The sequence below is a fragment of the Pseudomonas sp. B21_DOA genome (genome assembly GCA_030544685.1).
Lineage (GTDB): Bacteria > Pseudomonadota > Gammaproteobacteria > Pseudomonadales > Pseudomonadaceae > Aquipseudomonas > Aquipseudomonas fluorescens_AO.
Genome location: CP086683.1, coordinates 2,907,621 through 2,932,265 on the forward strand (window position 1 = coordinate 2,907,621; position 24,645 = coordinate 2,932,265).

A 24,645-nucleotide genomic window follows, 5' to 3' on the forward strand; every position below is an offset into this window, starting at 1 on the left:
CTCCCACATTGGCTGAGTGCCCAGTTGATTGTGGTTATTAGACGATTGTCGACAATACCTATTTATCCTTTGACTCATTGGGCCTTATTAGCTAGTTTTTGCCGCATTGGATTTAAAGGTGTCGACAATCATGCTGGATCAGCTCGATCCCCGGTCATCAGTGGCGACGATTCCGAGACGCTGTCGGAAAACGTCTTCCGGCGCATCCAGGCCGCTATCGTCAAAGGCGAGATCGCCCCGGGCAGCAAGATCTCCGAGCCGGAACTGGCGCGCACCTATGGCATCAGTCGGGGGCCGTTGCGCGAGGCGATCCATCGTCTGGAAGGCCAGCGCCTGCTGGTGCGCGTGCCGCATGTTGGGGCGCGGGTGGTTTCGCTTAGCCATGCCGAATTGATCGAGCTCTATGAAATCCGCGAATCCCTCGAAGGCATGGCCTGCCGCCTCGCCGCCGAGCGCATGAGCGTCGAGGAGATCGACGAACTGCGCCGGGTCCTGGAAACCCACGAGCGCGATGCTGCGTTTCAGGCCGGTGTCGGTTATTACCAGCAGGAAGGCGATTTCGACTTTCATTACCGGATCATCCAGGGCAGCGGCAATCGCACGCTGACGCAGATGCTCTGCGGCGAGCTGTATCAACTGGTGCGCATGTACCGCATCCAGTTTTCCACCACGCCGAACCGCCCGCACCAGGCCTTCGCCGAACACCACCGCATTCTCGATGCGATCGCCGACCGCGACGGCGAGCTCGCGGAATTGTTGATGCGCCGCCACATCGGCGCCTCGAAACGCAACATCGCCCGTCACTACGAGGACGGCGCCCACAACCAGACAGCCACTGAACGAGGTGATGCATGACTTCCAACCTGAACACGCCGGGCCAGCGCTTCCGCGATGCGGTCGCCAGCGAGCATCCTTTGCAAGTGGTCGGCGCGATCAACGCCAACCACGCGCTGCTGGCCAAGCGCGCCGGTTTCAAGGCGATCTACCTGTCCGGCGGCGGCGTGGCCGCAGGCTCGCTCGGCGTGCCGGACCTGGGCATCACCGGGCTGGATGATGTGCTCACCGACGTGCGGCGGATTACCGATGTCTGCGACCTGCCGCTGCTGGTGGATGTCGACACCGGTTTTGGCTCGTCGGCCTTCAACGTGGCGCGCACGGTCAAGTCGATGATCAAGTTCGGCGCGGCGGCGATTCACATCGAGGACCAGGTCGGCGCCAAGCGCTGCGGCCATCGCCCCAATAAAGAAATCGTCAGCCAGCAGGAAATGGTCGATCGCATCAAAGCCGCCGTCGATGCGCGCACCGACGACAGCTTTGTGATCATGGCGCGTACCGATGCGCTCGCAGTGGAAGGGCTGGAATCGGCACTCGATCGCGCGGCAGCGTGCATCGAGGCCGGCGCCGACATGATCTTCCCCGAAGCGATTACTGAACTGGACATGTACAAGCTGTTCGCCAGTCGCGTAAAAGCGCCGATCCTGGCCAACATCACCGAATTCGGCGCAACGCCGCTGTACACCACCGAACAACTGGCCGGCGCCGACGTCTCGCTGGTCCTGTACCCGCTGTCGGCGTTCCGCGCGATGAACAAGGCGGCGGAAAACGTCTACACCGCGATCCGCCGCGATGGCACGCAACAGAATGTCATCGACACCATGCAGACTCGCATGGAGCTCTACGATCGTATCGATTACCACACGTTCGAGCAGAAGCTCGATGCGTTGTTTGCACAGAAAAAGGCTGAACAAAACCCTGTGGGAGCGAGCCGGCTCGCGAAGACGGACTGACATCCAAGATTGATGTCGACTGATCCAGCGCTTTCGCGAGCAGGCTCGCTCCCACAAGTTTCCCCATACAAATTCAAGAAGATTGGAGAACACAATGGCCGAAGCAAAAGTACTCAGTGGCGCCGGGCTCCGGGGTCAGGTCGCCGGGCAAACCGCATTGTCCACCGTGGGCCAGGCCGGGGCCGGGCTGACCTATCGCGGCTACGACGTGCGTGAACTGGCCGCCGACGCGCAATTTGAAGAAGTCGCCTATCTGCTGCTGTACGGCGAACTGCCGACCAAAGCGCAATTGGCCGACTATCAGACCAAACTGAGCAAGCTGCGCGACCTGCCGCAAGCTTTGAAGGAAGTACTCGAACGCATTCCCGCCGACGCACATCCGATGGACGTCATGCGCACCGGTTGCTCGTTCCTCGGCAACATCGAACCGGAGAACGATTTCTCCGAACAGCGCGACAAGACCGACCGTCTGCTCGCCGCGTTCCCGGCGATCATGTGCTACTGGTATCGCTTCAGCCATGACGGCAAACGCATCGATTGCGTCAGCGACGAGCCGACCATCGGTGGCCACTTCCTGCACTTGCTGCACGGCAAGAAACCGAGCGAATTGCACGTCAAAGTCATGAACGTGTCGCTGATCCTCTACGCCGAACATGAATTCAACGCCTCGACCTTTACCGCGCGTGTTTGCGCTTCGACCTTGTCGGATCTGTATTCGTGCGTGACCGCGGCCATCGGTTCGCTGCGCGGTCCGTTGCATGGCGGCGCCAACGAAGCGGCGATGGAAATGATCGAGCGCTTCGCCTCGCCCCAAGAGGCGATCAAAGGCACCCTCGGCATGCTCGAGCGCAAGGACAAGATCATGGGCTTCGGCCACGCGATCTATAAGGACAGCGACCCGCGCAACGAGGTGATCAAGGGCTGGGCGAAAAAACTTGCGGACGAGGTTGGTGACAAGGTGCTGTTCCCGGTTTCCGAGGCCATCGACAAGACCATGTGGGAGCAGAAGAAACTGTTCCCGAATGCCGACTTCTACCATGCCTCGGCGTACCACTTCATGGGCATCCCGACCAAGCTGTTCACGCCGATCTTCGTCTGCTCGCGCCTGACCGGCTGGGCCGCGCACGTGTTCGAACAACGCGCCAACAACCGCATCATCCGTCCAAGCGCCGAATACACCGGCGTCGAACAGCGCAAGTTCGTGCCAATCGAACGTCGCTAGTGGGTGAGTGTGAAACACGGGTAGCTGGATAAACCGGTAACCAATGTGGGAGCGGGCAAGCCCCTCCCACAGTTGACCGAGTCCACTTCAGTGCCGGTGTAACGCCCATCACTTGTAATCACCGTGACCCGAGTCCTGACCCGATGAACACAGAATTCCGCAAGAACCTGCCCGGCACGCCGCTGGATTACTTCGACAGCCGCGCGGCGGTCGAGGCGATTGCGCCTGGCAGCTACGACACCCTGCCGTACACCTCCCGCGTGCTGGCGGAAAACCTCGTGCGTCGCTGCGACCCGGCCACGCTCACCGATTCGCTGAAGCAACTGATCGAGCGCAAACGCGATCTGGATTTCCCGTGGTTCCCGGCGCGGGTGGTCTGCCATGACATCCTCGGCCAGACCGCGCTGGTCGACCTCGCTGGCCTGCGTGACGCCATCGCTTTGCAGGGCGGCGACCCGGCGCAGGTCAACCCGGTGGTGCCGACGCAGTTGATCGTCGACCACTCGCTGGCCGTTGAGGCGGGCGGTTTCGATGCCCAAGCCTTCGAGAAGAACCGCGCCATAGAAGACCGCCGCAACGAAGACCGTTTCCACTTCATCAACTGGACCAAAAAGGCTTTCAAGAACGTCGATGTGATCCCGCCGGGCAACGGCATCATGCACCAGATCAACCTGGAGAAAATGTCGCCGGTGATTCAGGTGCGCGAAGGCGTGGCGTTCCCCGACACCTGCGTCGGCACCGACAGCCACACGCCGCACGTCGATGCGCTGGGCGTGATCGCCATCGGTGTCGGCGGCCTCGAAGCCGAAAGTGTGATGCTCGGCCGCGCGTCGTGGATGCGCCTGCCGGAAAGCGTCGGCGTCGAACTGACCGGCAAGCTGCAACCGGGCATCACCGCCACCGACATGGTCCTGGCCCTGACCGAATACCTGCGCAAACAGAAAGTCGTCGGTGCCTGGCTGGAGTTCTTCGGCGAAGGTGCAGCAGCGCTGACCCTCGGCGATCGCGCGACCATCTCCAACATGGCCCCGGAATACGGCGCCACGGCGGCGATGTTCTACATCGACCAGCAGACCATCGATTACCTGAAACTGACCGGTCGTGAAGACCAGCAGGTTCAACTGGTCGAGCAGTACGCCAAGCTCACCGGCCTGTGGGCTGACAGCCTGATAGGCGCGCAATACGAGCGCGGGCTGACCTTCGATTTGTCTTCGGTGGTGCGCAACATGGCCGGGCCGAGCAACCCGCACGCCCGCGTCGCGGTGTCCGATCTGGCGGCCAAAGGCATCTCCGGCCAATGGGATGACGTGCCGGGGCAAATGCCCGATGGCGCAGTGATCATCGCCGCTATCACCAGTTGCACCAACACCAGCAACCCACGCAACGTCATCGCCGCCGGCCTCTTGGCGCGCAATGCCAACCAGCTCGGCCTGACCCGCAAGCCGTGGGTGAAATCTTCGCTGGCGCCGGGTTCGAAAACCGTGGCGCTGTACCTCGACGAAGCGGGGCTGACCACTGAGCTGGAACAGCTCGGTTTCGGCGTTGTGGCATTTGCCTGCACCACTTGCAACGGCATGTCCGGCGCCCTCGATCCGGTGATCCAGCAAGAGATCATTAACCGCGATCTGTATGCCACCGCCGTGCTTTCCGGCAACCGCAACTTCGACGGGCGCATTCACCCGTACGCCAAACAGGCATTCCTCGCCTCGCCGCCGCTGGTGGTTGCCTACGCGATCGCCGGGACCATCCGTTTCGATATCGAGAAGGATGTGCTGGGCGTGGTCGATGGTCGGGAAATTCGCCTGAAAGACATTTGGCCGAGCGATGAAGAAATCGATGCGGTGGTGAAATCTTCGGTCAAGCCCGAGCAGTTCCGTCAGGTCTACATTCCGATGTTCGCCGTGCATGAAGACACCGGGCCGAAAGTCGCGCCGCTGTATGACTGGCGCGAGATGAGCACCTACATCCGCCGTCCGCCGTACTGGGAAGGCGCACTGGCCGGCGCCCGTCCATTGAAGGGCATGCGCCCGCTGGCGGTGCTGCCGGACAACATCACCACTGATCACCTGTCGCCATCGAACGCGATCATGCTCGACAGCGCCGCCGGCGAATACCTGGCGAAAATGGGCCTGCCGGAAGAGGACTTCAACTCCTACGCCACCCACCGTGGCGATCACCTGACCGCCCAGCGCGCAACGTTCGCCAATCCGAAGCTGTTCAACGAAATGGTCGTGGAAAACGGCAAGGTCAAGCAGGGTTCGCTGGCGCGCGTCGAGCCGGAAGGCCAGGTCATGCGCATGTGGGAAGCGATCGAAACCTACATGCAGCGCAAGCAGCCGCTGATCATCATTGCCGGCGCCGATTACGGTCAGGGTTCCTCCCGTGACTGGGCGGCGAAAGGCGTACGCCTGGCCGGTGTCGAGGCGATTGCCGCTGAAGGGTTCGAGCGTATTCACCGCACCAACCTGGTGGGCATGGGCGTGTTGCCGCTGGAATTCAAACCCGGCACCAATCGCCACACCCTGGCCATCGATGGTAGCGAAACCTACGACGTGATCGGCGAGCGCAAGCCGCGCGCGGATCTGACGCTGGTGATCAACCGCAAGAATGGCGAGCGCGTCGAAGTGCCGGTGACCTGCCGCCTCGATACCGCTGAAGAAGTGTCGATCTACGAGGCCGGCGGCGTGTTGCAGCGCTTCGCACAGGACTTCCTCGAAGAGTCGGCGGTTGCCGTTTAAATCAACTGATGTGGGCATGGGATTTCAAGTCCTATGCTTTCGGTAAGGAGCAATATGGCTCACGCACCACAAATCAAGATCCCCGCCACCTACATGCGCGGCGGCACCAGCAAAGGCGTGTTCTTCAGCCTCACGGATCTGCCCGAAGCCGCGCAGGTTCCAGGCCCGGCCCGCGATGCTTTATTGCTGCGGGTGATCGGCAGCCCCGACCCGTACGACAAGCAGATCGACGGCATGGGCGGCGCGACGTCGAGCACCAGCAAAACCGTGATCCTGTCGAAAAGCACCCGTGCCGATCACGACGTCGACTACCTGTTCGGTCAGGTCTCGATCGACAAGCCGTTCGTCGACTGGAGCGGCAATTGCGGCAACCTCTCGGCGGCGGTCGGTTCGTTCGCCATCAGCAACGGTCTGGTCGACGCCAGCCGCATCCCGGACAACGGTGTTGCGGTGGTGCGCGTGTGGCAGGCCAACATCGGCAAAACGATTATTGCCCACGTGCCGATCACCGATGGCGAAGTGCAGGAAACCGGTGATTTCGAGCTCGACGGCGTGACCTTTCCGGCGGCCGAAGTGCAAGTGGAATTCATGGAGCCGGCGGCGGAAGAAGAGGGCGGTGGTGGCTCGATGTTCCCTACCGGCAATCTGGTCGATGAGCTGGAAGTGCCGGGTGTCGGCACGTTCAAGGCGACCATGATCAACGCCGGGATCCCGACGATCTTCGTCAACGCCGAAGACATCGGCTACACCGGCACCGAACTCCAGGGCGCGATCAACGGCGATCCGCAAGCACTGCTGATGTTCGAGACGATTCGTGCCTACGGTGCGTTGCGCATGGGCCTGATCGCCAATCTGGAAGAAGCCGCCAAGCGGCAGCACACGCCGAAAGTCGCATTCGTTGCCAAACCTGCGGATTACGTGGCGTCGAGTGGCAAAGCGATCGCTGCTGGTGACGTGGATCTGCTGGTGCGCGCGTTGTCGATGGGCAAGCTGCACCACGCAATGATGGGCACGGCGGCAGTGGCGATCGGCACGGCGGCAGCTATTTCCGGGACGTTGGTCAATCTTGCGGCGGGGGCGTTGAACGCAATGCGGTGCGTTTCGGGCATCCGTCCGGGACGTTGCGCGTGGGCGCTGAGGCGACGCTGGAGAATGGCGAGTGGATGGTGAAAAAGCCATCATGAGCCGCAGTGCGCGGGTGCTCATGGAAGGTTACGTCCGCGTGCCCGGTGATTGCTTTTAAGCAACAGCAATATCCCTGTGGGAGCGAGCCTGCTCGCGAAAGCGATGCATCAGACATGCAAATGTTGACTGACACTCAGCCTTCGCGAGCAGGCTCGCTCCCACTGTGGATTGCATTTCAATCATAAGAAATCGTTAGCCCTGAACCGAGGTCCCATCAACGAACCACTTCACGAGTGAATCGAACATGAGCGCCAACGTCGACCTGAACAATCGCCCCGATTACGACGCAGTCCTGCAGGACATCGCCGACTACGTCCTCACCTTCAAGCCCGACTCCGCCGAGGCGCTGGACACCGCGCGCAATTGCCTGATCGATACGCTGGGCTGCGGCTTGCTGGCCCTGCGTTTCCCCGAATGCACGAAACACCTTGGCCCGCTCGTCGAGGGCACGGTTGTACCGTTCGGTGCACGAGTGCCGGGCACCAGTTATCGTCTCGACCCGGTCAAAGCCGCGTGGGATATCGGCTGCATCGTCCGCTGGCTCGACTATAACGACACCTGGCTCGCCGCCGAGTGGGGCCATCCGTCGGACAACCTCGGCGCCATCCTCGCCGTTGCCGATCACCTGTCGCAAAAACGCGTCGCCAATGGTGAGGCGCCGCTGACGGTCCGCGATGTGCTGGAAGCGATGATCATTGCCCACGAGATTCAAGGCGTGATCGCCTTGGAAAACTCCTTCAACCGGGTAGGACTCGATCACGTCATTCTGGTGAAAGTCGCATCAACTGCCGTCAGCGCCCGACTGATGGGCGCCAATCGCGAGCAGCTGTTGTCGGCACTGTCCCACGCCTTCGCCGATGGTCAGGCATTGCGCACTTATCGGCATGCGCCGAACGCCGGCTCGCGCAAATCCTGGGCGGCGGGGATGCGGCGAGTCGTGGCGTAAGGCTGGCCGACATCGCCATGCGCGGCGAGATGGGTATTCCCGGTGTGTTGAGCGCGAAGCAGTGGGGCTTCTATGAGGTATCGTTCAGCCATACCAACAATGATCTGGCGCTGAAACCCGAGGACAAGCGCGCTTTCAGCTTTTCCCGGCCGTTCGGCAGTTACGTGATGGAAAACGTGCTATTCAAGATCAGCTTCCCCGCCGAATTCCATGCGCAGACCGCCTGCGAGGCGGCGGTGACCTTGCATCCGCTGGTGCGCAATCGCCTGCATGAGATCGACCGCATCGTCATTACCACCCATGAATCGGCGATCCGCATCATTTCCAAGGTCGGCCCGCTGGCGAACGCCGCCGACCGCGATCATTGCCTGCAATACATGACCGCCGTGCCGCTGGCTTTCGGCAATCTGATAGCCGAGCACTACGAAGACGACTTCCACAACGCGCACCCGATCATCGATGTGCTGCGCGAAAAAATGCTCATCGTCGAAGAACCGCGCTTCACCCGCGAATACCTTGAGCCCGACAAACGCTCGATTGCCAACGCCGTGCAGGTGTTTTTCAAGGACGGCAGCAGCACCGATAACGTCGTGGTGGAATACCCGATCGGCCATCGCCGCCGCCGCGCCGAGGGCATTCCGTTGCTGGAGGACAAGTTCAAGGCCAACCTGGCCACACGGTTTGCCGGCCAGCGTTGCGCGCAGATTTTTGCGCTGTGCGGGGATCAGGCGCGGCTGGAAGCCACAGCGGTGAATCGATTCATTGATCTGTTTGTGATCTGACAGAGCGCGTTATCGTTCTTCGCCAGCAGGCTGGCTCCCACAGGGTTTCGTGATGAACACAGGAATTGTGAACGCCTTCAGCACCTGTAGGAGTGAGTCTGCTCGCGATAGCGGTGGGTCAGACACCATTGATGCTGAATGTGCCACCGCCTTCGCGGGCAAGCCCGCTCCCACAGGTTTTTCAGGCTGGTTGCAATGTTGTATCCACCACGAAACCCTGTGGGAGCGGGCTTGCCCGCGAAGGCGTCAGATCTGGCACCGCAAACCTACTTGAAACGCCGCTCAACGCCTTTTTCCACCAGAATCTTCGCCGAAATCTCTTCCACCGAGAAATGCGTGGAATTGATATGGGGAATGTTCTCGCGGCGGAACAGGTTTTCCACTTCGCGCACTTCGAACTCGCACTGGGCGTAGCTCGAATAACGGCTGTTGGGCTTGCGCTCATTGCGGATCGCGGTCAGGCGGTCGGGGTCGATGGTCAGGCCGAACAGCTTGTGCTGATGAGCGCGCAGGGCGGTGGGCAGGGTCAGGCGTTCCATGTCGTCTTCGGTCAGCGGATAGTTGGCCGCGCGGATGCCAAACTGCATGGCCATGTACAGACACGTCGGCGTTTTGCCGCATCGCGACACGCCCACTAGTATCAGATCGGCTTTGTCGTAATAGTGGGTGCGCGCGCCGTCATCGTTGTCGAGGGCGAAGTTCACCGCCTCGATGCGCTCCATGTAATTGGAGTTGTGCCCGATGGAGTGGGATTTGCCCACGGTGTAGGAAGAATGCTCGGTGAGCTCCTGTTCGAGCGGCGCGAGGAAGGTCGAGAAAATGTCGATCATGAAACCATTGGACGTTGCGAGAATCTCACGAATGTCCTGATTGACGATGGTGTCGAAGATGATCGGGCGAAAGCCGTCGGTTTCAGCGGCTTTGTTGATTTGTTGTACCATGGCCCGCGCTTTTTCCACGCTGTCGATGTAAGGCCGCGTGAATTTGCTGAAGGTGATGTTTTCGAACTGCGCCAACAGGCTTTGACCCAGGGTTTCGGCGGTAATGCCGGTGCCATCGGAGATGAAGAAAGCAGATCGTTTCATTTGCACCTTGGGCCTTAAGCTAGTAACGAATCTTGGATATGATAGGCGCGATTTGCCGGCCGCCATTGGCCCGCATTCTCACTTATTTTCCAGGTCCAGGCCATACAACCGGCCAAGGCTCCCCGGGCCGCCGGTTTCTGAGCTTTTCCAACACAGTTAGTGGAGAGATCACCTTGGTAGAGTACGTAGTTTCCTCGATAAGCTCGGCAAACACGATGTTGAGCATGTGGGGGCAAGAACGCATCCCTGGGCGAGATGATCAGTAACCTGGCAGGCGCCGGTGTTTCGGTCCCCGGCGGCTTCGCCACGACGGCTCAGGCCTATCGTGACTTCCTCGAACTGAGCGGCCTGAACGAGCAGATCCACAAGGCCCTCGACGCGCTCGACGTCGACGACGTCAATGCTCTGGCCAAGACCGGCGCGCAGATCCGTCAATGGATCATGGACGCCGAATTCCCTGAAAAGCTCAATACCGAGATCCGCACCGCGTTCGCTGCGCTGTCGGCCGGTAATCCTGATGTGGCCGTGGCCGTGCGGTCTTCCGCCACCGCCGAAGACTTGCCGGACGCCTCCTTCGCCGGTCAGCAGGAAACCTTCCTGAACATCCGTGGTGTGGAAAACGTTATCCGCGCCGCCAAAGAGGTGTTCGCTTCGCTGTTCAACGACCGTGCGATTTCCTACCGCGTGCACCAGGGCTTCGACCACAAACTGGTCGCCCTGTCGGCTGGCGTGCAACGCATGGTGCGTTCGGAAACCGGCACCGCCGGCGTGATGTTCACCCTCGATACCGAATCGGGTTTCCGTGACGTGGTGTTCATCACCGGCGCTTACGGCCTGGGCGAAACCGTCGTACAAGGCGCGGTCAACCCGGATGAGTTTTACGTACACAAAGGCACGCTGGAGGCTGGTCGGCCGGCGATCCTGCGGCGCAACCTGGGCAGCAAAGCCATCAAGATGATCTACGGCGACGAAGCCAAGGCCGGTCGTTCGGTCAAGACCGTCGATGTCGACAAGGCCGAGCGCGCGCGTTTCTGCTTGACCGACGCCGAAGTCAGCGAGCTGGCCAAGCAGGCGATGATCATCGAAAAACACTACGGCTGCCCGATGGACATCGAGTGGGCCAAGGACGGTGACGACGGCAAGCTGTACATCGTGCAAGCGCGTCCGGAAACCGTGAAAAGCCGCACCCAGGCCAACGTCATGGAACGTTACCTGCTGAAAGAAACCGGCACCGTGCTGGTGGAAGGTCGGGCGATCGGCCAGCGCATCGGCGCCGGTAAAGTACGCATCATCAAAGACGTCTCGGAAATGGACAAAGTCCAGCCGGGCGATGTGCTGGTTTCCGACATGACCGACCCGGACTGGGAACCGGTCATGAAGCGCGCCAGCGCCATTGTCACCAACCGTGGCGGGCGTACCTGCCACGCGGCGATCATCGCCCGCGAGCTGGGCATTCCGGCCGTTGTGGGTTGCGGCAACGCCACCCAGCTGCTGAAGGATGGCCAGGGCGTGACCGTGTCCTGCGCCGAAGGCGACACCGGTTACATCTTCGAAGGCGAACTGGGCTTCGACATCAAGAAGAACTCCGTCGACGCCATGCCGGAGCTGCCGTTCAAGATCATGATGAACGTCGGCAACCCGGATCGCGCCTTCGACTTCGCCCAATTGCCGAACGCCGGCGTCGGTCTGGCGCGTCTGGAATTCATCATCAACCGCATGATCGGCGTGCACCCGAAAGCGCTGTTGAACTACGACGGCCTGCCGCAGGAAATCAAAGACAGCGTCGACAAGCGTATTGCCGGTTACAGCGACCCGGTCGACTTCTATGTCGACAAACTGGTCGAAGGCATCAGCACCCTGGCTGCCGCGTTCACGCCGAAAAAGTCATCGTGCGTCTGTCGGACTTCAAGTCCAACGAATACGCCAACCTGATCGGCGGCAAGCTCTACGAGCCGGAAGAAGAAAACCCGATGCTGGGCTTCCGTGGCGCTTCGCGTTACATCAGCGAATCGTTCCGCGACTGCTTCGAACTCGAATGCCGCGCGCTGAAACGCGTGCGCAACGAGATGGGCCTGACCAACGTGGAAATCATGGTGCCGTTCGTCCGTACTCTCGGCGAAGCCAGCCAAGTGGTCGATCTGCTCGCCGAAAACGGCTTGAAGCGCGGCGAGAACGGTCTGCGCGTGATCATGATGTGCGAGCTGCCATCCAACGCGATTCTGGCTGAGGAATTCCTCGAATTCTTCGACGGCTTCTCGATCGGCTCCAACGACCTGACCCAACTGACTTTGGGTCTGGACCGCGATTCGGGGATCATCGCGCACCTGTTCGACGAGCGGAATCCGGCGGTGAAGAAGCTGTTGGCCAACGCCATTCAGGCGTGCAACAAGGCTGGCAAGTACATCGGTATCTGCGGTCAGGGTCCTTCCGACCACCCGGATCTGGCCAAGTGGCTGATGGAACAGGGCATCGAAAGCGTGTCGCTGAACCCGGACACCGTGCTGGAAACCTGGTTCTTCCTCGCCGAAGGTCAGGCTTGATCAGTATGTAATTGGCCCGCGCCCCATGTGGGAGCGAGCCTGCTCGCGAAGACGCAGCAACATTCACCCATGGATGTTGGCTGATACACCGCTTTCGCGAGCAGGCTCGCTCCCACATGGGCCGGGCCTTGAGATTGAAGTAGGGCGGGCTCCATCGGATGCCGCCCTTTTTTGTGCAAGAGCATTATGCAAAGCAGCAGCAACCTGTTTCCTGTCGCGCTGATCAGCGCCGAGCGGCGCGGCGATCTGAGCGAAGACGTCTATCGATTGAAACCCGGCAACAGCCCGGACTGGTCCGTGGAAATCGCCGTCACCCGCCTGGGCATGGCCGATGACACGGCGCCACGCGGCGTGCCGGTGATTCTGTTGCACGGCAGCTTTTCCAATCGGCGCTTCTGGTTTTCCCCCAAAGGCCTCGGGCTCGGCGCGTATCTGACGCGGCTGGGCTTCGACGTGTGGATTCCGGAAATGCGCGGTCACGGCCTGTCCCAGCGCAACGAAGACTATCGGCGCAACCGTGTCGCCGACTACGCCCGTTACGACCTGCCGGCGATTGCCGCGTTCGTGCGTGAGCAGAGCGGGCAGATCCCGCATTGGATCGGCCATTCGCTGGGCGGCATCACCTTGGCAGCAGCGCTCGGTGGCGAATACCTTGGCGAACCGGCCGTGGCCTCGGCGGCGTTTTTCGGCACGCAGGTCAGCCGCACCTATTGGCCGTTGAAAATCCCACCGGTGGAGTGGGGCGGGCGCTTTATTCTCAAGCGTTTCGCGCAGTTGTCCGGCTCACGCCTCAAACGCGGTCCGGAAGACGAGCCGATCGGCCTGGCCATCGAAAGCATGCGCTGGTACGGCTTGTTTGGCCGCTTCGGCGACAAGGACAAGGACTGGTGGGCGGGGCTCGCCGAGGTTCAGGTGCCGGTGCTGGCCGTGACGGCAGCGGGCGATCATCAGGATCCGGCGTGGGCCTGCCGCAAGCTGTTCGAGCAGATCGGCTCCGAGCACAAGCAGTTCATCAATCTCGGCCGCGAGCAGGGCTTCTCGGATAATTTCGGTCATGTCGAAATGCTGGTGAGCAAAGCGGCGCAGGCTGAGGTCTGGCCGCTGGTGACGCGCTGGTTGAACGATCAGCAGACGCCATTGCTGGCGCAGACGGCGGATCTGGCCGCTGCAGGGTGAGGGGCGTTCCGTTCAGCCTGGCTTGCGGCTAAGATATGACGCATTGTGCGGTTCCGGTCATATTTGGTGACTGTTTAGCGATAACGTTTCAGCCGCGGTTCAGGTTCGCTCAGCGACCATGGCATGGACTAAGGTAAACAGCGACCGCCGGAACTCGTCTCATCAGAATGCGGCATCCCTTGATCGTCTTCCTTGTTACAGGAGTTTTTCGATGGAACATTACCTTACGCCTGATCTGTGCGACGCCTATCCGGAGCTGGTACAGGTGCTGGAACCGATGTTCAGCAATTTCGGCGGCCGCGATTCCTTCGGCGGCGAAATCGTGACCATCAAGTGCTTCGAAGACAATTCGCTGGTCAAGGAGCAAGCCGAGCTCAACGGCAAGGGCAAAGTGCTGGTGGTCGACGGTGGCGGCTCGCTGCGCCGCGCCCTGCTGGGCGACATGATTGCCGCCAAGGCCGCGCAGAACGGTTGGGAAGGGCTGGTGATCTACGGTTGCATCCGTGACGTCGACGTCATTGCGCAGACCGATCTCGGCGTGCAGGCGCTGGCCAGTCACCCGATGAAAACCGACAAGCGCGGCATCGGCGACCTCAATGTTCCGGTGACCTTCGCCGGCGTGACGTTTCACCCCGGTCAGTACATTTATGCGGACAACAACGGCGTGATTGTTTCGCCGACTCCGCTGAAAATGCCTGAATAAGCTTTTCGACAAGGGATGCGGATGTTCGAGGAAGAAAACGCGCAATGGGGGCTGGTGCATGCCCTGGTGCTGGATGGCAAGGGCGGTGCGCGTTCGATAGCCCGGACTGAGCTCGACGATTTGCAGTTGCAGGCCCATGAAAGCCTGTGGCTGCACTGGGACCGCAGCCATCCGCAGACCCAGACCTGGCTGCGCAAGTCCAGCGGGCTCAATGAATTCACCTGCGATCTGCTGCTGGAAGAAAATACCCGGCCGCGTCTGTTGCCGTTGCCCGACTCCGAGCTGCTGTTGTTTTTGCGCGGGGTCAATCTCAACCCCGGCGCCGAGCCGGAAGACATGGTCTCGGTGCGGATCTTCGCTTCCGCTCAGCGGGTGATTTCCCTGCGTTTGCGTCCGTTGCGCGCCACGGATGAGCTGATGACGCTGCTTGGCGAGGGCAAAGGCCCGAAAACCTCCTCTGAATTGATGCTGTATCTGGCGCAGTTCCTCACCAATAAAGTGCAGGATCTGGTCACGTGCCTGTCGGAAGTGGTCGATGAAGAGGAAGAAAAACTCGATGCCGACGAACGGTATACCCTCGAGCATGGCGCCATTTTGCACATCCGCCGTCGGGCAGCCGGGCTGAAGCGCTTTCTTGCGCCGCAGCGGGACATTTTCGGACAACTGACGCGGATAAAACTGCCTTGGTTCGTTGAAGACGACGCCGACTACTGGAACGAATTGAACAACAGCCTGACCCGTTATCTGGAAGAGCTCGAATTGACCCGAGAGCGCGTGGGGCTTGTGCTGGAGGCCGAAGACCGGCGTTTGAGCGTGCACATGAATCGCACCATGTACCGCTTCGGCATCATTACCTGCATCTTTTTGCCGATGAGTTTCATCACCGGTCTGCTGGGTATCAATGTCGGCGGGATTCCGTTCGCCGAGAGCCCGTATGGTTTCCTGATTGCCTGCCTGACGGTACTCGCCCTGGCATTCGGCCAGTGGTGGTTGTTCCGTCGATTGCGCTGGGTGTGAACATGGCGCATGTGACCCGAGCAAATCTGCCCGCGTCTTTCACAGACATCACGAGAGGTGCGTATGCACGATCCGTTTGAACAGTCTTTGCGCGACATGCTCAACGCTTCGCCGTCCAGCCGCGACGACGATGCGTGCCTGGGCCGCGTACTCAAAACCGCCAACCGCCAGGTCGGCGCCGGCGATCTGTTCAGCCTGCTGGGCCGCTGGCTGCCCGCGCTGATGATCGCCCTGAACAATGGCTCGGCGCATGTCTCGCCGGTTTCCCGTCTCCGTAAAACCACTGCTCGCACTGCTGATAAGGCTGATTGAATATGGAACTTGATCTCTGGACTCAGAGCCTCGTCACTGCAATGACTGCGTTGTGGACCAAAGTCGCTAATTTCATTCCGAACCTGTTCGGCGCACTGGTTGTGCTGCTGTTGGGTTTCGTCGTGGCCAAACTGCTCGACACCTTGCTTTCCAAATTGCTCGCCAAACTGGGCCTCGATCGCCTGATGGGCGGCACCGGGTTGACCAAGTTGATGTCGCGCGCCGGTCTGCAGGTGCCGATCTCGACGCTGATCGGTAAAATCGTTTATTGGTTCGTTCTGCTGATCTTTCTGGTTTCTGCGGCAGAATCCCTTGGCCTTGAGCGAGTTTCAGCTACGCTGGATATGCTGGCGTTGTATCTGCCGAAAGTATTCGGCGCCGCGCTGGTGTTGCTGGTCGGAGTCCTGCTGGCGCAACTGGCCAACGGGCTGGTGCGCGGCGCAGCAGAAGGCGTAGGCCTGGACTACGCTTCCGGGTTGGGGCGGATCGCGCAAGGGCTGGTGATCATCATCAGCATCTCGGTTGCGATCAGCCAGCTCGAGGTCAAGACTGACCTGCTGAACCATGTGATTGTCATCGTATTGATTACCGTTGGTCTGGCAGTTGCGCTGGCCATGGGTTTGGGAAGCCGGAAATTGCCGGTCAGATTCTTGCGGGAATCTATGTGCGTGAGCTGTATGAGGTTGGGCAACAAGTGCGTGTTGGCGAGGTCGAAGGCCAGATCGAAGAGATCGGCACGGTTAAAACCACATTGCTGACCGATGAGGGTGAGCTAGTCTCTCTTTCCAATCGGATCCTGCTGGAACAGCATGTGAGTAGCCGCTAAACCGGCAAACCCTGCTAATGTATGCCGCCGCAAAATGCCAGCCGAGGCTGGTTGTGGCGGACATTGACCTGACTGTCGGCACGACTTGTTTTGAATAAAGCCCAACCGCTATCCACGCGCTACGACCCCCGCGAGCTCTCTGATGAGGAGTTGGTCGCGCGCTCGCATACCGAGCTGTTTCACGTAACGCGCGCCTACGAAGAGTTGATGCGGCGTTACCAGCGAACATTATTTAACGTCTGCGCGAGATATCTTGGGAACGATCGCGACGCAGACGATGTCTGTCAGGAAGTGATGCTGAAGGTGCTGTACGGCCTGAAGAACTTCGAGGGGAAATCGAAGTTCAAAACCTGGCTTTACAGCATCACTTACAACGAATGCATCACGCAGTATCGGAAGGAACGGCGTAAGCGTCGCTTGATGGACGCTCTCAGTCTGGACCCTCTTGAAGAAGCGTCTGAAGAAAAGGCGCCGAAGCCGGAGGAGAAGGGTGGGCTTGATCGCTGGCTGGTGTATGTGAATCCGATTGACCGCGAAATTCTGGTGCTACGATTTGTCGCAGAGCTGGAGTTTCAGGAGATCGCAGACATCATGCACATGGGTTTGAGTGCGACAAAAATGCGTTACAAACGCGCTCTAGATAAATTGCGTGAGAAATTTGCAGGCATTGCTGAAACTTAGTTCAGCGCAAATATCTCTTACGTGTAGGCAAGTTCTGATAGACTTGCCGCCGAGTTGTCCCCCGGTTTGCGGGACTGCTTCACAATCACCAGATGGGGATTTAACGGATGAAACTGAAAAACACCTTGGGCTTGGCCATTGGTTCTCTGATTGCCGCCACTTCGTTCGGCGCTCTGGCACAAGGCCAAGGCGCAGTTGAAATCGAAGGCTTCGCTAAGAAAGAACAATTCGACAGCGCTCGTAACTTCAAGAACAACGGCAACCTGTTCGGCGGTTCGATCGGTTACTTCCTGACCGACGACGTTGAACTGCGTCTGGGCTACGACGAAGTGCACAACGTACGTGCCGACGATGGCAAGAACGTCAAAGGCGCTAACACCGCTCTGGACGCTCTGTACCACTTCAACAACCCAGGCGACATGATTCGTCCATACGTTTCGGCCGGTTTCTCTGACCAGAGCATCGACCAGAACGGTTCGAACGGTCGTAACCGTTCCACCTTCGCCAACGTTGGCGGCGGTGCCAAGCTGTACTTCACCGAGAACTTCTACGCCCGTGCCGGCGTTGAAGCTCAGTACAACATCGACCAGGGCGACACCGAGTGGGCTCCTAGCGTCGGTATCGGTGTGAACTTCGGTGGCGGCTCCAAGCCAGCTGCTGCTCCAGTTCCAGCACCTGCTGAAGTCTGCTCCGACAGCGACAACGATGGCGTTTGCGACAACGTTGACAAGTGCCCGGACACCCCAGCCAACGTAACCGTTGACGCTGATGGCTGCCCAGCAGTTGCTGAAGTTGTTCGTGTTGAGCTGGACGTGAAATTCGACTTCGACAAGTCGGTAGTCAAGCCAAACAGCTACGGCGACATCAAAAACCTGGCTGACTTCATGAAGCAGTACCCATCCACCACCACTACTGTTGAAGGTCACACTGACTCCGTCGGTCCTGACGCTTACAACCAGAAACTGTCCGAGCGTCGTGCAAACGCCGTTAAGCAAGTTCTGACCAACCAGTACGGTGTTGAATCGTCCCGCGTTCAGTCTGTTGGCTACGGCGAATCCCGCCCAGTTGCTGACAACAAAACTGACGCTGGCCGCGCTGTAAACCGTCGCGTAGAAGCGCAGGTTGAAGCGCAAGCTAAGTAATTAGCTGCCGCTGATGGAAAAGCCCGGCTCAGGCCGGGCTTTTCTTTGTCTGCGATTTGGTGAGCCTGCGTTTGTCAGGCCGTTGCTATCGAATGCAGATCGTATTGCGCGGACTGAGTCGCGGCTGCGACTGCACCGATCACCAGAATCGCAGGGCTTTTGAGATCGAATAGCCGGGCATCCTCAGTCATCGCGCTCAGATCACTGCGGCATTCACGCTGCTGCGGCAGTGAAGCATTTTCGATCATCGCCACCGGCGTTTCCGCCGCCATGCCCCCGGCCAGCAGTTGCTGGCGAATCTCGCCGAGTTTGGCCACACCCATGTAAATCACCAGCGTCGTGCCGCTCTGGGCCAGTGCCTGCCAGTTCAGTTGGCTGTCGTCCTGAGTGTGCGCGGTCACCAGCGTCACGCCGCGGGCCACGCCGCGCAAGGTCAGCGAAATATCGCATTGCGTCGCTCCGGCCAGACCCGCGGTGATGCCATTGACCAGTTCCACGTCGACGCCGCGCTCGCGCAGCCACTGCGCCTCTTCACCGCCACGGCCGAAAATGCACGGATCGCCACCCTTGAGCCGCAACACGCATTTGCCGTGGCGCGCGTAACGCAGCATCAGCCGATGGATGAACGCCTGTGGAGTCGAGCGACAGCCGCCACGTTTGCCCACGCTAATGATCCGCGCGTCAGGGCAGTGTTCCAGCACTGCTTCGTTGACCAGGTCATCGATCAGCACCACATCGGCCGCGCGCAACGCGCGTACCGCTTTGAGGGTCAGCAATTCCGGATCACCAGGACCTGCGCCCACCAGCCAGACTTTTGCATTCATGGTGTTTTCCTCGTCAGATGACGGCGGCCGGCTGCACATCGGCGGCCAGCAAGCGTTTGATTTCCGGGACGCACGAGCCGCATTGCGTGCCGCAGCCCAATTGATTTTTCAGACCCTGCAGATCCAGACCCTGGCGAATGCCAGCGCAGACGGCGATGAGGCTGACGTTTTTGCAGTTGCACAGCGTTTTATTGGCCGCCACCTGCACGCCGGCATTCCCCGGCGGCGCACTCATCGGCGCCAGCAGCCAACGGCGCAATTGCTCGTCGGCACGGCCCTCCAGCCACAAGCCTTGCAACCAGTGCTGCGCGAGGGTTTCGCCGGCCAGACGAATCGCCGTAATCCGGCCGTTCTCGATGCGCACGCGTTTGCCAATCGCGCGGCGTGGGTCGTCGTAGGCGAGGATCGGGCCGTCAATCAGTGACAGGCACTGGTCAATTTGCGCGAGCAATGGCGCATCCGGCGCCTCGCGGCTGGCAGCGCGTATCAGCAGCGCCGGACGTTCGCGTCCGACAAGGCTGAGGCTGACGTAGGAAAATGCCTCGCACAGCGGTCGTAGCGTCTCCAAATGCCGTTGAACATCACCCTCGATCAGGGCGAACAATTGCCACGGCAGGTTGACCGCCTCCAGACGCACGCCGCTGTGTTTGAGTTCTGGTTGTTTCGATAGCGGATCAAACGCCGGCAGGGTCAGGCTGTTAACGCCGCCCTTGAGATAGCGATCGCCCCAGTGCATCGGCAGGAACGCCTGGCCCGGACGCACGCTGTCGTCGCTGCCGACCGCAACAATCACCGCGCCACGGCGGCTTTTCAGATTGACCAGATCGCCGGGCTGCAAGCGGTGCCGGCGCATTTCGTCAGGGTGCAGGCTCAGCACGGCTTCGCTGACGTGGCCGAACAATTGCGCGGCGGTGCCGGTGCGGCTCATGCCGTGCCACTGATCACGCAGGCGACCGGTGATCAAGGTCAGCGGGAAGCGCGCGTCGCGTTGTTCCTTCGCGGCGCGATACGGATCGGCAATGAACTGCCCGCGGCCATTGGCTGTAGGAAAAATGCCGTCGCCGTACAAGCGTGGCGTGCCTTGGCGGGCGCCGGCAGGGAAGGGCCATTGCTGCGGACCGATCTCGTCGATCAAGGCATGACTGATCCCGGACAGATCCAGGTCTCGCCCACGGGTCAGCGCTTTGAATTCATCAAACAATTGCGACGGGTGATCAAAAGCGAACAGGCTCGGCAACTTGGGGCGCAGACGTTGCTCCAGACGCTGTGCGAAATCCACCGTGATGGCCCAGTCCGGCCGCGCTTCGCCCGGTGCGACAACCGCTTTGCGCACGTGGGAAATGCGCCGCTCGGAGTTGGTCACCGAGCCTTCCTTCTCGCCCCAACTGGCGGCCGGCAACAGCAGGTCGGCAAACGCAGCGGTTTCGGTGGTGCGAAAAGCTTCCTGCAACACCACAAAAGGGCAGGCCTCAAGCGCTGCGCGGACTGCGCTCTGATCAGGCATCGATTGCGCCGGGTTGGTACAGGCAATCCACAGCGCTTTGATTTTGCCGCTGCGCAGGTTTTCGAACAGTTCGATGGCGCTCAGGCCCGGCGCCTCGGGCAAGCTCTCCACACCCCAGTACGCCGCCACCTCGGCGCGATGCTCCGGGTTGGCGGCATCGCGGTGACCGGGCAGCAGATTGGAAAGACTGCCGGTTTCCCGCCCGCCCATGGCGTTCGGCTGACCGGTAAGTGAGAAAGGTCCTGCACCGGGACGGCCGATTTGCCCGGTGGCCAGGTGCAGATTGATCAGCGCGCTGTTCTTTGCGCTGCCGGCGGTGGACTGATTCAGGCCCATGCACCACAGCGACAGGAAGCTCGGCGCAGTGCCGACCCATTCCGCGGACTGCTGCAATTGCTCGATGCTGATGCCACACAGCTGCGAAACCATCTGCGGGGTGTAATCGCGTACCAGCGTTTTAAGCTCGGCGAGGCCTTCGGTGTGCGCCTTGATGAAATCGCGATCGATCCAGTCTTCCCACAACAGCAGATGCAAAATCCCATGGAACAAGGCGACATCGGTACCCGGAAGAATCGCCAGATGCAGGTCAGCCAAATCGCAGGTGTCGGTGCGACGCGGGTCAATGACGATGACTTTCATCTGCGGGCGGCGGGATTTGGCTTCCTCCAAACGACGGAAAAGTACCGGATGGGCGTAGGCCATGTTGCTGCCGACGATCATGACGCAGTCGCTCAGCTCCAGATCTTCGTAACTGCACGGCGGTGCGTCGGCGCCGAGGCTGCGTTTGTAGCCGACCACCGCCGAGGACATGCACAGCCGCGAATTGCTGTCGATGTTGTTGGTGCCGACCAGCGCCCGCGCCAGTTTGTTGAAAGCGTAGTAGTCCTCGGTGAGCAACTGCCCTGAGATATAGAACGCTACGCTTTCCGGGCCGTGCTCGGCGATGGTTTCGGCAAACATGTTGGCGGCGTGTTCCAGTGCCGTATTCCAGTCGGTGCGGCCGCGCGCCAGGCCTTTGCCCAGGCGCAGTTCCGGGTACAAGGCGCGGGCGGCGAGGTCGCCGGTCAGGTGCAGCGTCGAGCCTTTGCTGCACAGTTTGCCGAAGTTGGCCGGGTGCGCCGGATCGCCGCTGACGCCGAGAATGCGCTCGCCGTCATGCTCGATCAGTACACCGCAGCCGACCCCGCAGTAACAGCAGGTCGAGGCGGTCGTCTGGCGGTTCATCAGATGGCGTCCCGCAGGGCCAGTTGCACACGACCATTCTCGACCCGCGCCGGATGGTGATGGGCGCAGCCGATGTCCGGCGCCTGGGCTTCGCCGGTTTCGAGGTCGATCTGCCAGTTGTGCAGCGGGCAGGCCACGCGCTTGCCGTAGATCAAGCCTTGCGACAGAGGCCCGCCCTTGTGCGGGCAGCGGTCATCGAGGGCGAAAACCTCGTCGTCGCTTGTACGAAAAATCGCGATGTCACCTTTCGGCCCGGCAATGATCCGCGAACCGAGGGCGTTGATCTCTTCCAGTGCACAGATATCGAGCCAGTTCATGCCGGCACCTCCAGGTTTTTCACGGGGATCACATCGAATTCTTTCTTCAATTGCGGCTGCGCCAGGCGCTCCTTCCACGGGTCCTGTTCGAACGACAAGGAGAATTGCAGGCGCTCGTTCAAGGCCTTGCGCCGCTCGGCGTCTTCAAGCACGTTCTTCTTGATGTGTTCCATGCCGACCCGTTGCAGGTAGTGCACGGTGCGCTCGAGGTAGAAGGCTTCTTCGCGGTAGAGCTGCAGGAACGCGCCGTTGTATTCACGGACTTCTTCGGCAGTCTTGAGCTTGACGAAGAACTCGGCGACTTCGGTCTTGATCCCGCCGTTGCCACCGATGTACATCTCCCAGCCGGAGTCGACGCCGATAATTCCTACGTCCTTGATGCCCGCTTCCGAACAGTTGCGTGGGCAACCGGACACGGCCAGCTTCACTTTGTGCGGCGACCACATGTTGAACAGGTCGTGCTCGAGTTCGATGCCCAGTTGCGTCGAGTTCTGTGTGCCGAAGCGGCAGAACTCGCTACCGACACAGGTTTTCACCGTGCGGATGGATTTGCCGTAGGCGTGGCCGGACGGCATGTCGAGGTCTTTCCACACGCCGGGCAGATCCTGCTTCTTGATACCCAACAAGTCGATGCGCTGACCGCCGGTGACCTTGACCATCGGCACGTTGTACTTGTCGGCCACATCGGCGATCCGCCGCAGTTCCGAAGGGTTGGTCACGCCGCCCCACATGCGCGGCACCACCGAATAGGTGCCGTCCTTCTGGATATTGGCGTGGGCGCGTTCGTTGATCAGACGCGATTGCGGGTCGTCCTTGGCCTCGCCCGGCCAGGTGGAAATCAGGTAGTAGTTGAGCGCCGGGCGGCAAGTCGCGCAGCCATTCGGTGTGCGCCAGTTCAGGTAACTCATGGTCTCGGCGATGGTCAGCAGGTGTTCCTGACGGATCGCCCGACGAATCTGCCCGTGGTTGAGGTCGCTGCAACCACAGATGGCTTTTTCGCTTTTCGGTTTGACGTCGGCCGCGCCACCCACGGTATTGATCAGGATCTGCTCGACCAGACCGGCGCAGGAACCGCAGGAACTGGCCGCTTTGGTGTGTTTCTTCACTTCGTCGACGCTGAACAGGCCGTGTTCCTGAATCGCCTTGACGATAGTGCCCTTGCACACACCGTTGCAGCCGCAGACTTCGGCGCTGTCGGCCATGACCATGGCTTTGTCCTGGCCCTGATGTCCTACGTCGCCTAAAGCGTTTTCGCCGAACATAAGGTGATCGCGGATCTCGCCTATGGCGTGATTCTCACGAATCTGCCGGAAATACCAACCGCCATCTGCCGTATCGCCGTACAGACAGGCGCCGACCAGCACGTCATCCTTGATCACCAGTTTTTTGTACACGCCGCCGATCGGGTCGGAGAGGGTGATGGTTTCGGTGCCTTCGCCGCCCATGAAGTCGCCGGCGGAGAACAGGTCGATACCGGTGACTTTCAATTTGGTCGAAGTCACGGAGCCTTGATAGCGAGCGAAACCCAGTTGCGCGAGGTGATTGGCGCAGACCTTGGCTTGTTCGAACAGCGGCGCCACCAGACCGTAGGCGATGCCGCGATGGCTGGCGCATTCGCCGATCGCGTAGATGCGCGGGTCGTAGGTTTGCAGGGTGTCGTTGACCAGAATCCCGCGATTGCACGGGATGCCGGCCTTTTCCGCCAGTTCGGTGTTGGGACGGATGCCGGCGGCCATCACCACCAGGTCGGCAGGGATGATGTCGCCGTTCTTGAACTGCACCGAGCCGACCCGGCCATTGCCGGCGTCGTGCAGGGCTTGGGTCTGTTCGCACAGGCGAAAATGCAGGCCACGGGATTCCAGCGCCGATTGCAGAAGCTGGCCGCTGGTCTTGTCCAGTTGCCGCTCCAGCAACCATTCGCCGAGGTGCACCACGGTGACGTGCATGCCGCGCAGCATCAGGCCATTGGCCGCTTCGAGGCCGAGCAGGCCGCCGCCGATGACCACGGCGTGCTTGTGGGTCCTGGCGGTGTCGATCATGGCCTGGGTGTCGGCGATGTCGCGGTAACCGATCACACCCTGCAAGGTGTTGCCGGGAATCGGCAGGATGAACGGGGTCGAGCCGGTGGCGATCAGCAGGCGGTCGTACTCGGCTTCGGTGCCGTCCTCGGCAATCACTCGGCGTTTGACCCGGTCGATCTCCACCACTTTGCGGTTGAGCAGCAACTTGATGTTGTTTTCCAGATACCAGTCGAGGTCGTTGAGGACGATCTCTTCAAAAGTCTGCTCACCGGCCAGCACCGGCGACAGCAGGATGCGGTTGTAGTTGGTGTGCGGTTCGGCGCCGAAGACGGTGATGTCGTAGAGCTCGTCGCTCAGCTTGAGCAGTTCTTCCAGGGTACGCACCCCGGCCATGCCATTGCCGATCATCACCAGTTTGAGTTTTTTCATCAGGTTCTCCGGGAGCTGCGGCTGGCCTCTGGTGGGCCGTCGGGCCTTGCTCGACAAATTTTGCGCAAACAAAAAAGGCGTCCCGCTAGTTGCCTAGCGAGGACGCCTTTGTCCTGGTCCCGTTCTCTCGGGAAGCGCAGCCTTCGTCGTTGAAGGTTGGGCTTTATGTATGGTGAACAGGGTA

At 60.4% G+C, this 24,645-nt stretch carries 15 protein-coding genes and 4 pseudogenes; 14 read left to right on the forward strand and 5 right to left on the reverse strand.

What is annotated here, in order from left to right; genetic code table 11:
- Window positions 1-156: 156 nt before the first annotated feature.
- From LJU32_13380 to prpD, 6 genes and pseudogenes are all read left to right on the forward strand, one after another.
- Window positions 157-855 carry a GntR family transcriptional regulator gene (locus LJU32_13380; GenBank protein WKV91095.1) on the forward strand — a complete coding sequence of 233 codons (699 nt, stop codon included), beginning with the start codon at window positions 157-159 and terminating at the stop codon, window positions 853-855.
- Window positions 852-1,787 carry a methylisocitrate lyase gene (gene prpB / locus LJU32_13385; protein WKV90979.1) on the forward strand — a complete coding sequence of 312 codons (936 nt, stop codon included), beginning with the start codon at window positions 852-854 and terminating at the stop codon, window positions 1,785-1,787. The genes LJU32_13380 and prpB overlap by 4 nt, the downstream gene beginning before the upstream one ends.
- 94 nt (window positions 1,788-1,881) lie before the next feature.
- Window positions 1,882-3,009, forward strand: coding sequence for a 2-methylcitrate synthase (gene prpC / locus LJU32_13390; protein WKV90980.1), 1,128 nt, complete (start codon window positions 1,882-1,884; stop codon window positions 3,007-3,009).
- Between the two features lie 143 nt (window positions 3,010-3,152).
- Window positions 3,153-5,747, forward strand: a complete 2,595-nt coding sequence (gene acnD / locus LJU32_13395) for a Fe/S-dependent 2-methylisocitrate dehydratase AcnD (protein ID WKV90981.1) — start codon at window positions 3,153-3,155, stop codon at window positions 5,745-5,747.
- 54 nt (window positions 5,748-5,801) lie between these two features.
- Window positions 5,802-6,990: pseudogene (prpF, locus tag LJU32_13400) on the forward strand (2-methylaconitate cis-trans isomerase PrpF).
- A 186-nt stretch (window positions 6,991-7,176) separates the two neighbouring features.
- Window positions 7,177-8,660, forward strand: a pseudogene (gene prpD, locus LJU32_13405) (2-methylcitrate dehydratase).
- 266 nt (window positions 8,661-8,926) lie between these two features.
- Here prpD and LJU32_13410 read toward each other — a convergent pair.
- Complete coding sequence (locus LJU32_13410) at window positions 8,927-9,745, reverse strand: kinase/pyrophosphorylase (protein WKV90982.1); 819 nt, start codon at window positions 9,743-9,745, stop codon at window positions 8,927-8,929.
- 173 nt (window positions 9,746-9,918) lie between these two features.
- Here LJU32_13410 and ppsA point away from each other — a divergent pair.
- The 8 genes and pseudogenes from ppsA to LJU32_13450 all read left to right on the forward strand — a co-directional run bounded on the left by ppsA (window position 9,919) and on the right by LJU32_13450 (window position 18,142).
- Window positions 9,919-12,285: pseudogene (ppsA, locus tag LJU32_13415) on the forward strand (phosphoenolpyruvate synthase).
- A gap of 186 nt (window positions 12,286-12,471) precedes the next feature.
- Window positions 12,472-13,461, forward strand: a complete 990-nt coding sequence (locus LJU32_13420) for an alpha/beta hydrolase (GenBank protein ID WKV90983.1) — start codon at window positions 12,472-12,474, stop codon at window positions 13,459-13,461.
- A gap of 211 nt (window positions 13,462-13,672) precedes the next feature.
- Entirely contained in the window at window positions 13,673-14,164 is a 492-nt protein-coding gene (gene rraA / locus LJU32_13425) for a ribonuclease E activity regulator RraA (GenBank protein WKV90984.1), read from the forward strand.
- Window positions 14,165-14,185: 21 nt separating this feature from the next.
- Entirely contained in the window at window positions 14,186-15,181 is a 996-nt protein-coding gene (locus LJU32_13430; protein ID WKV90985.1) for a zinc transporter ZntB, read from the forward strand.
- A 63-nt stretch (window positions 15,182-15,244) separates the two neighbouring features.
- Entirely contained in the window at window positions 15,245-15,493 is a 249-nt protein-coding gene (locus LJU32_13435) for a CrfX protein (GenBank protein ID WKV90986.1), read from the forward strand.
- A gap of 2 nt (window positions 15,494-15,495) precedes the next feature.
- Window positions 15,496-16,319, forward strand: a pseudogene (locus tag LJU32_13440) (mechanosensitive ion channel family protein).
- A 90-nt stretch (window positions 16,320-16,409) separates the two neighbouring features.
- On the forward strand, window positions 16,410-17,000 hold the full coding sequence (gene sigX, locus LJU32_13445; GenBank protein WKV90987.1) for an RNA polymerase sigma factor SigX: 591 nt from the start codon (window positions 16,410-16,412) through the stop codon (window positions 16,998-17,000).
- 107 nt (window positions 17,001-17,107) lie between these two features.
- On the forward strand, window positions 17,108-18,142 hold the full coding sequence (locus LJU32_13450; GenBank protein ID WKV90988.1) for an OmpA family protein: 1,035 nt from the start codon (window positions 17,108-17,110) through the stop codon (window positions 18,140-18,142).
- 74 nt (window positions 18,143-18,216) lie between these two features.
- Here the strand turns inward: LJU32_13450 and cobA are convergent, their stop codons facing one another.
- Genes cobA through nirB form a run of 4 tightly spaced genes read right to left on the reverse strand, consistent with a single transcriptional unit; the run spans window position 18,217 to window position 24,461 of the window.
- Window positions 18,217-18,966, reverse strand: coding sequence for a uroporphyrinogen-III C-methyltransferase (gene cobA / locus LJU32_13455; protein WKV90989.1), 750 nt, complete (start codon window positions 18,964-18,966; stop codon window positions 18,217-18,219).
- A 13-nt stretch (window positions 18,967-18,979) separates the two neighbouring features.
- The gene (locus LJU32_13460) at window positions 18,980-21,694 is read right to left on the reverse strand and encodes a molybdopterin-dependent oxidoreductase (protein ID WKV90990.1); all 2,715 of its coding nucleotides are present in this window, start codon (window positions 21,692-21,694) and stop codon (window positions 18,980-18,982) included.
- Window positions 21,694-22,011 carry a nitrite reductase small subunit NirD gene (gene nirD / locus LJU32_13465; protein ID WKV90991.1) on the reverse strand — a complete coding sequence of 106 codons (318 nt, stop codon included), beginning with the start codon at window positions 22,009-22,011 and terminating at the stop codon, window positions 21,694-21,696. Before nirD ends, LJU32_13460 begins: the two co-directional genes overlap by 1 nt.
- Window positions 22,008-24,461 (reverse strand): nitrite reductase large subunit NirB, encoded by a 2,454-nt coding sequence (gene nirB / locus LJU32_13470; protein WKV90992.1) that lies wholly within the window; start codon window positions 24,459-24,461, stop codon window positions 22,008-22,010. Before nirB ends, nirD begins: the two co-directional genes overlap by 4 nt.
- Window positions 24,462-24,645 lie beyond the last annotated feature (184 nt).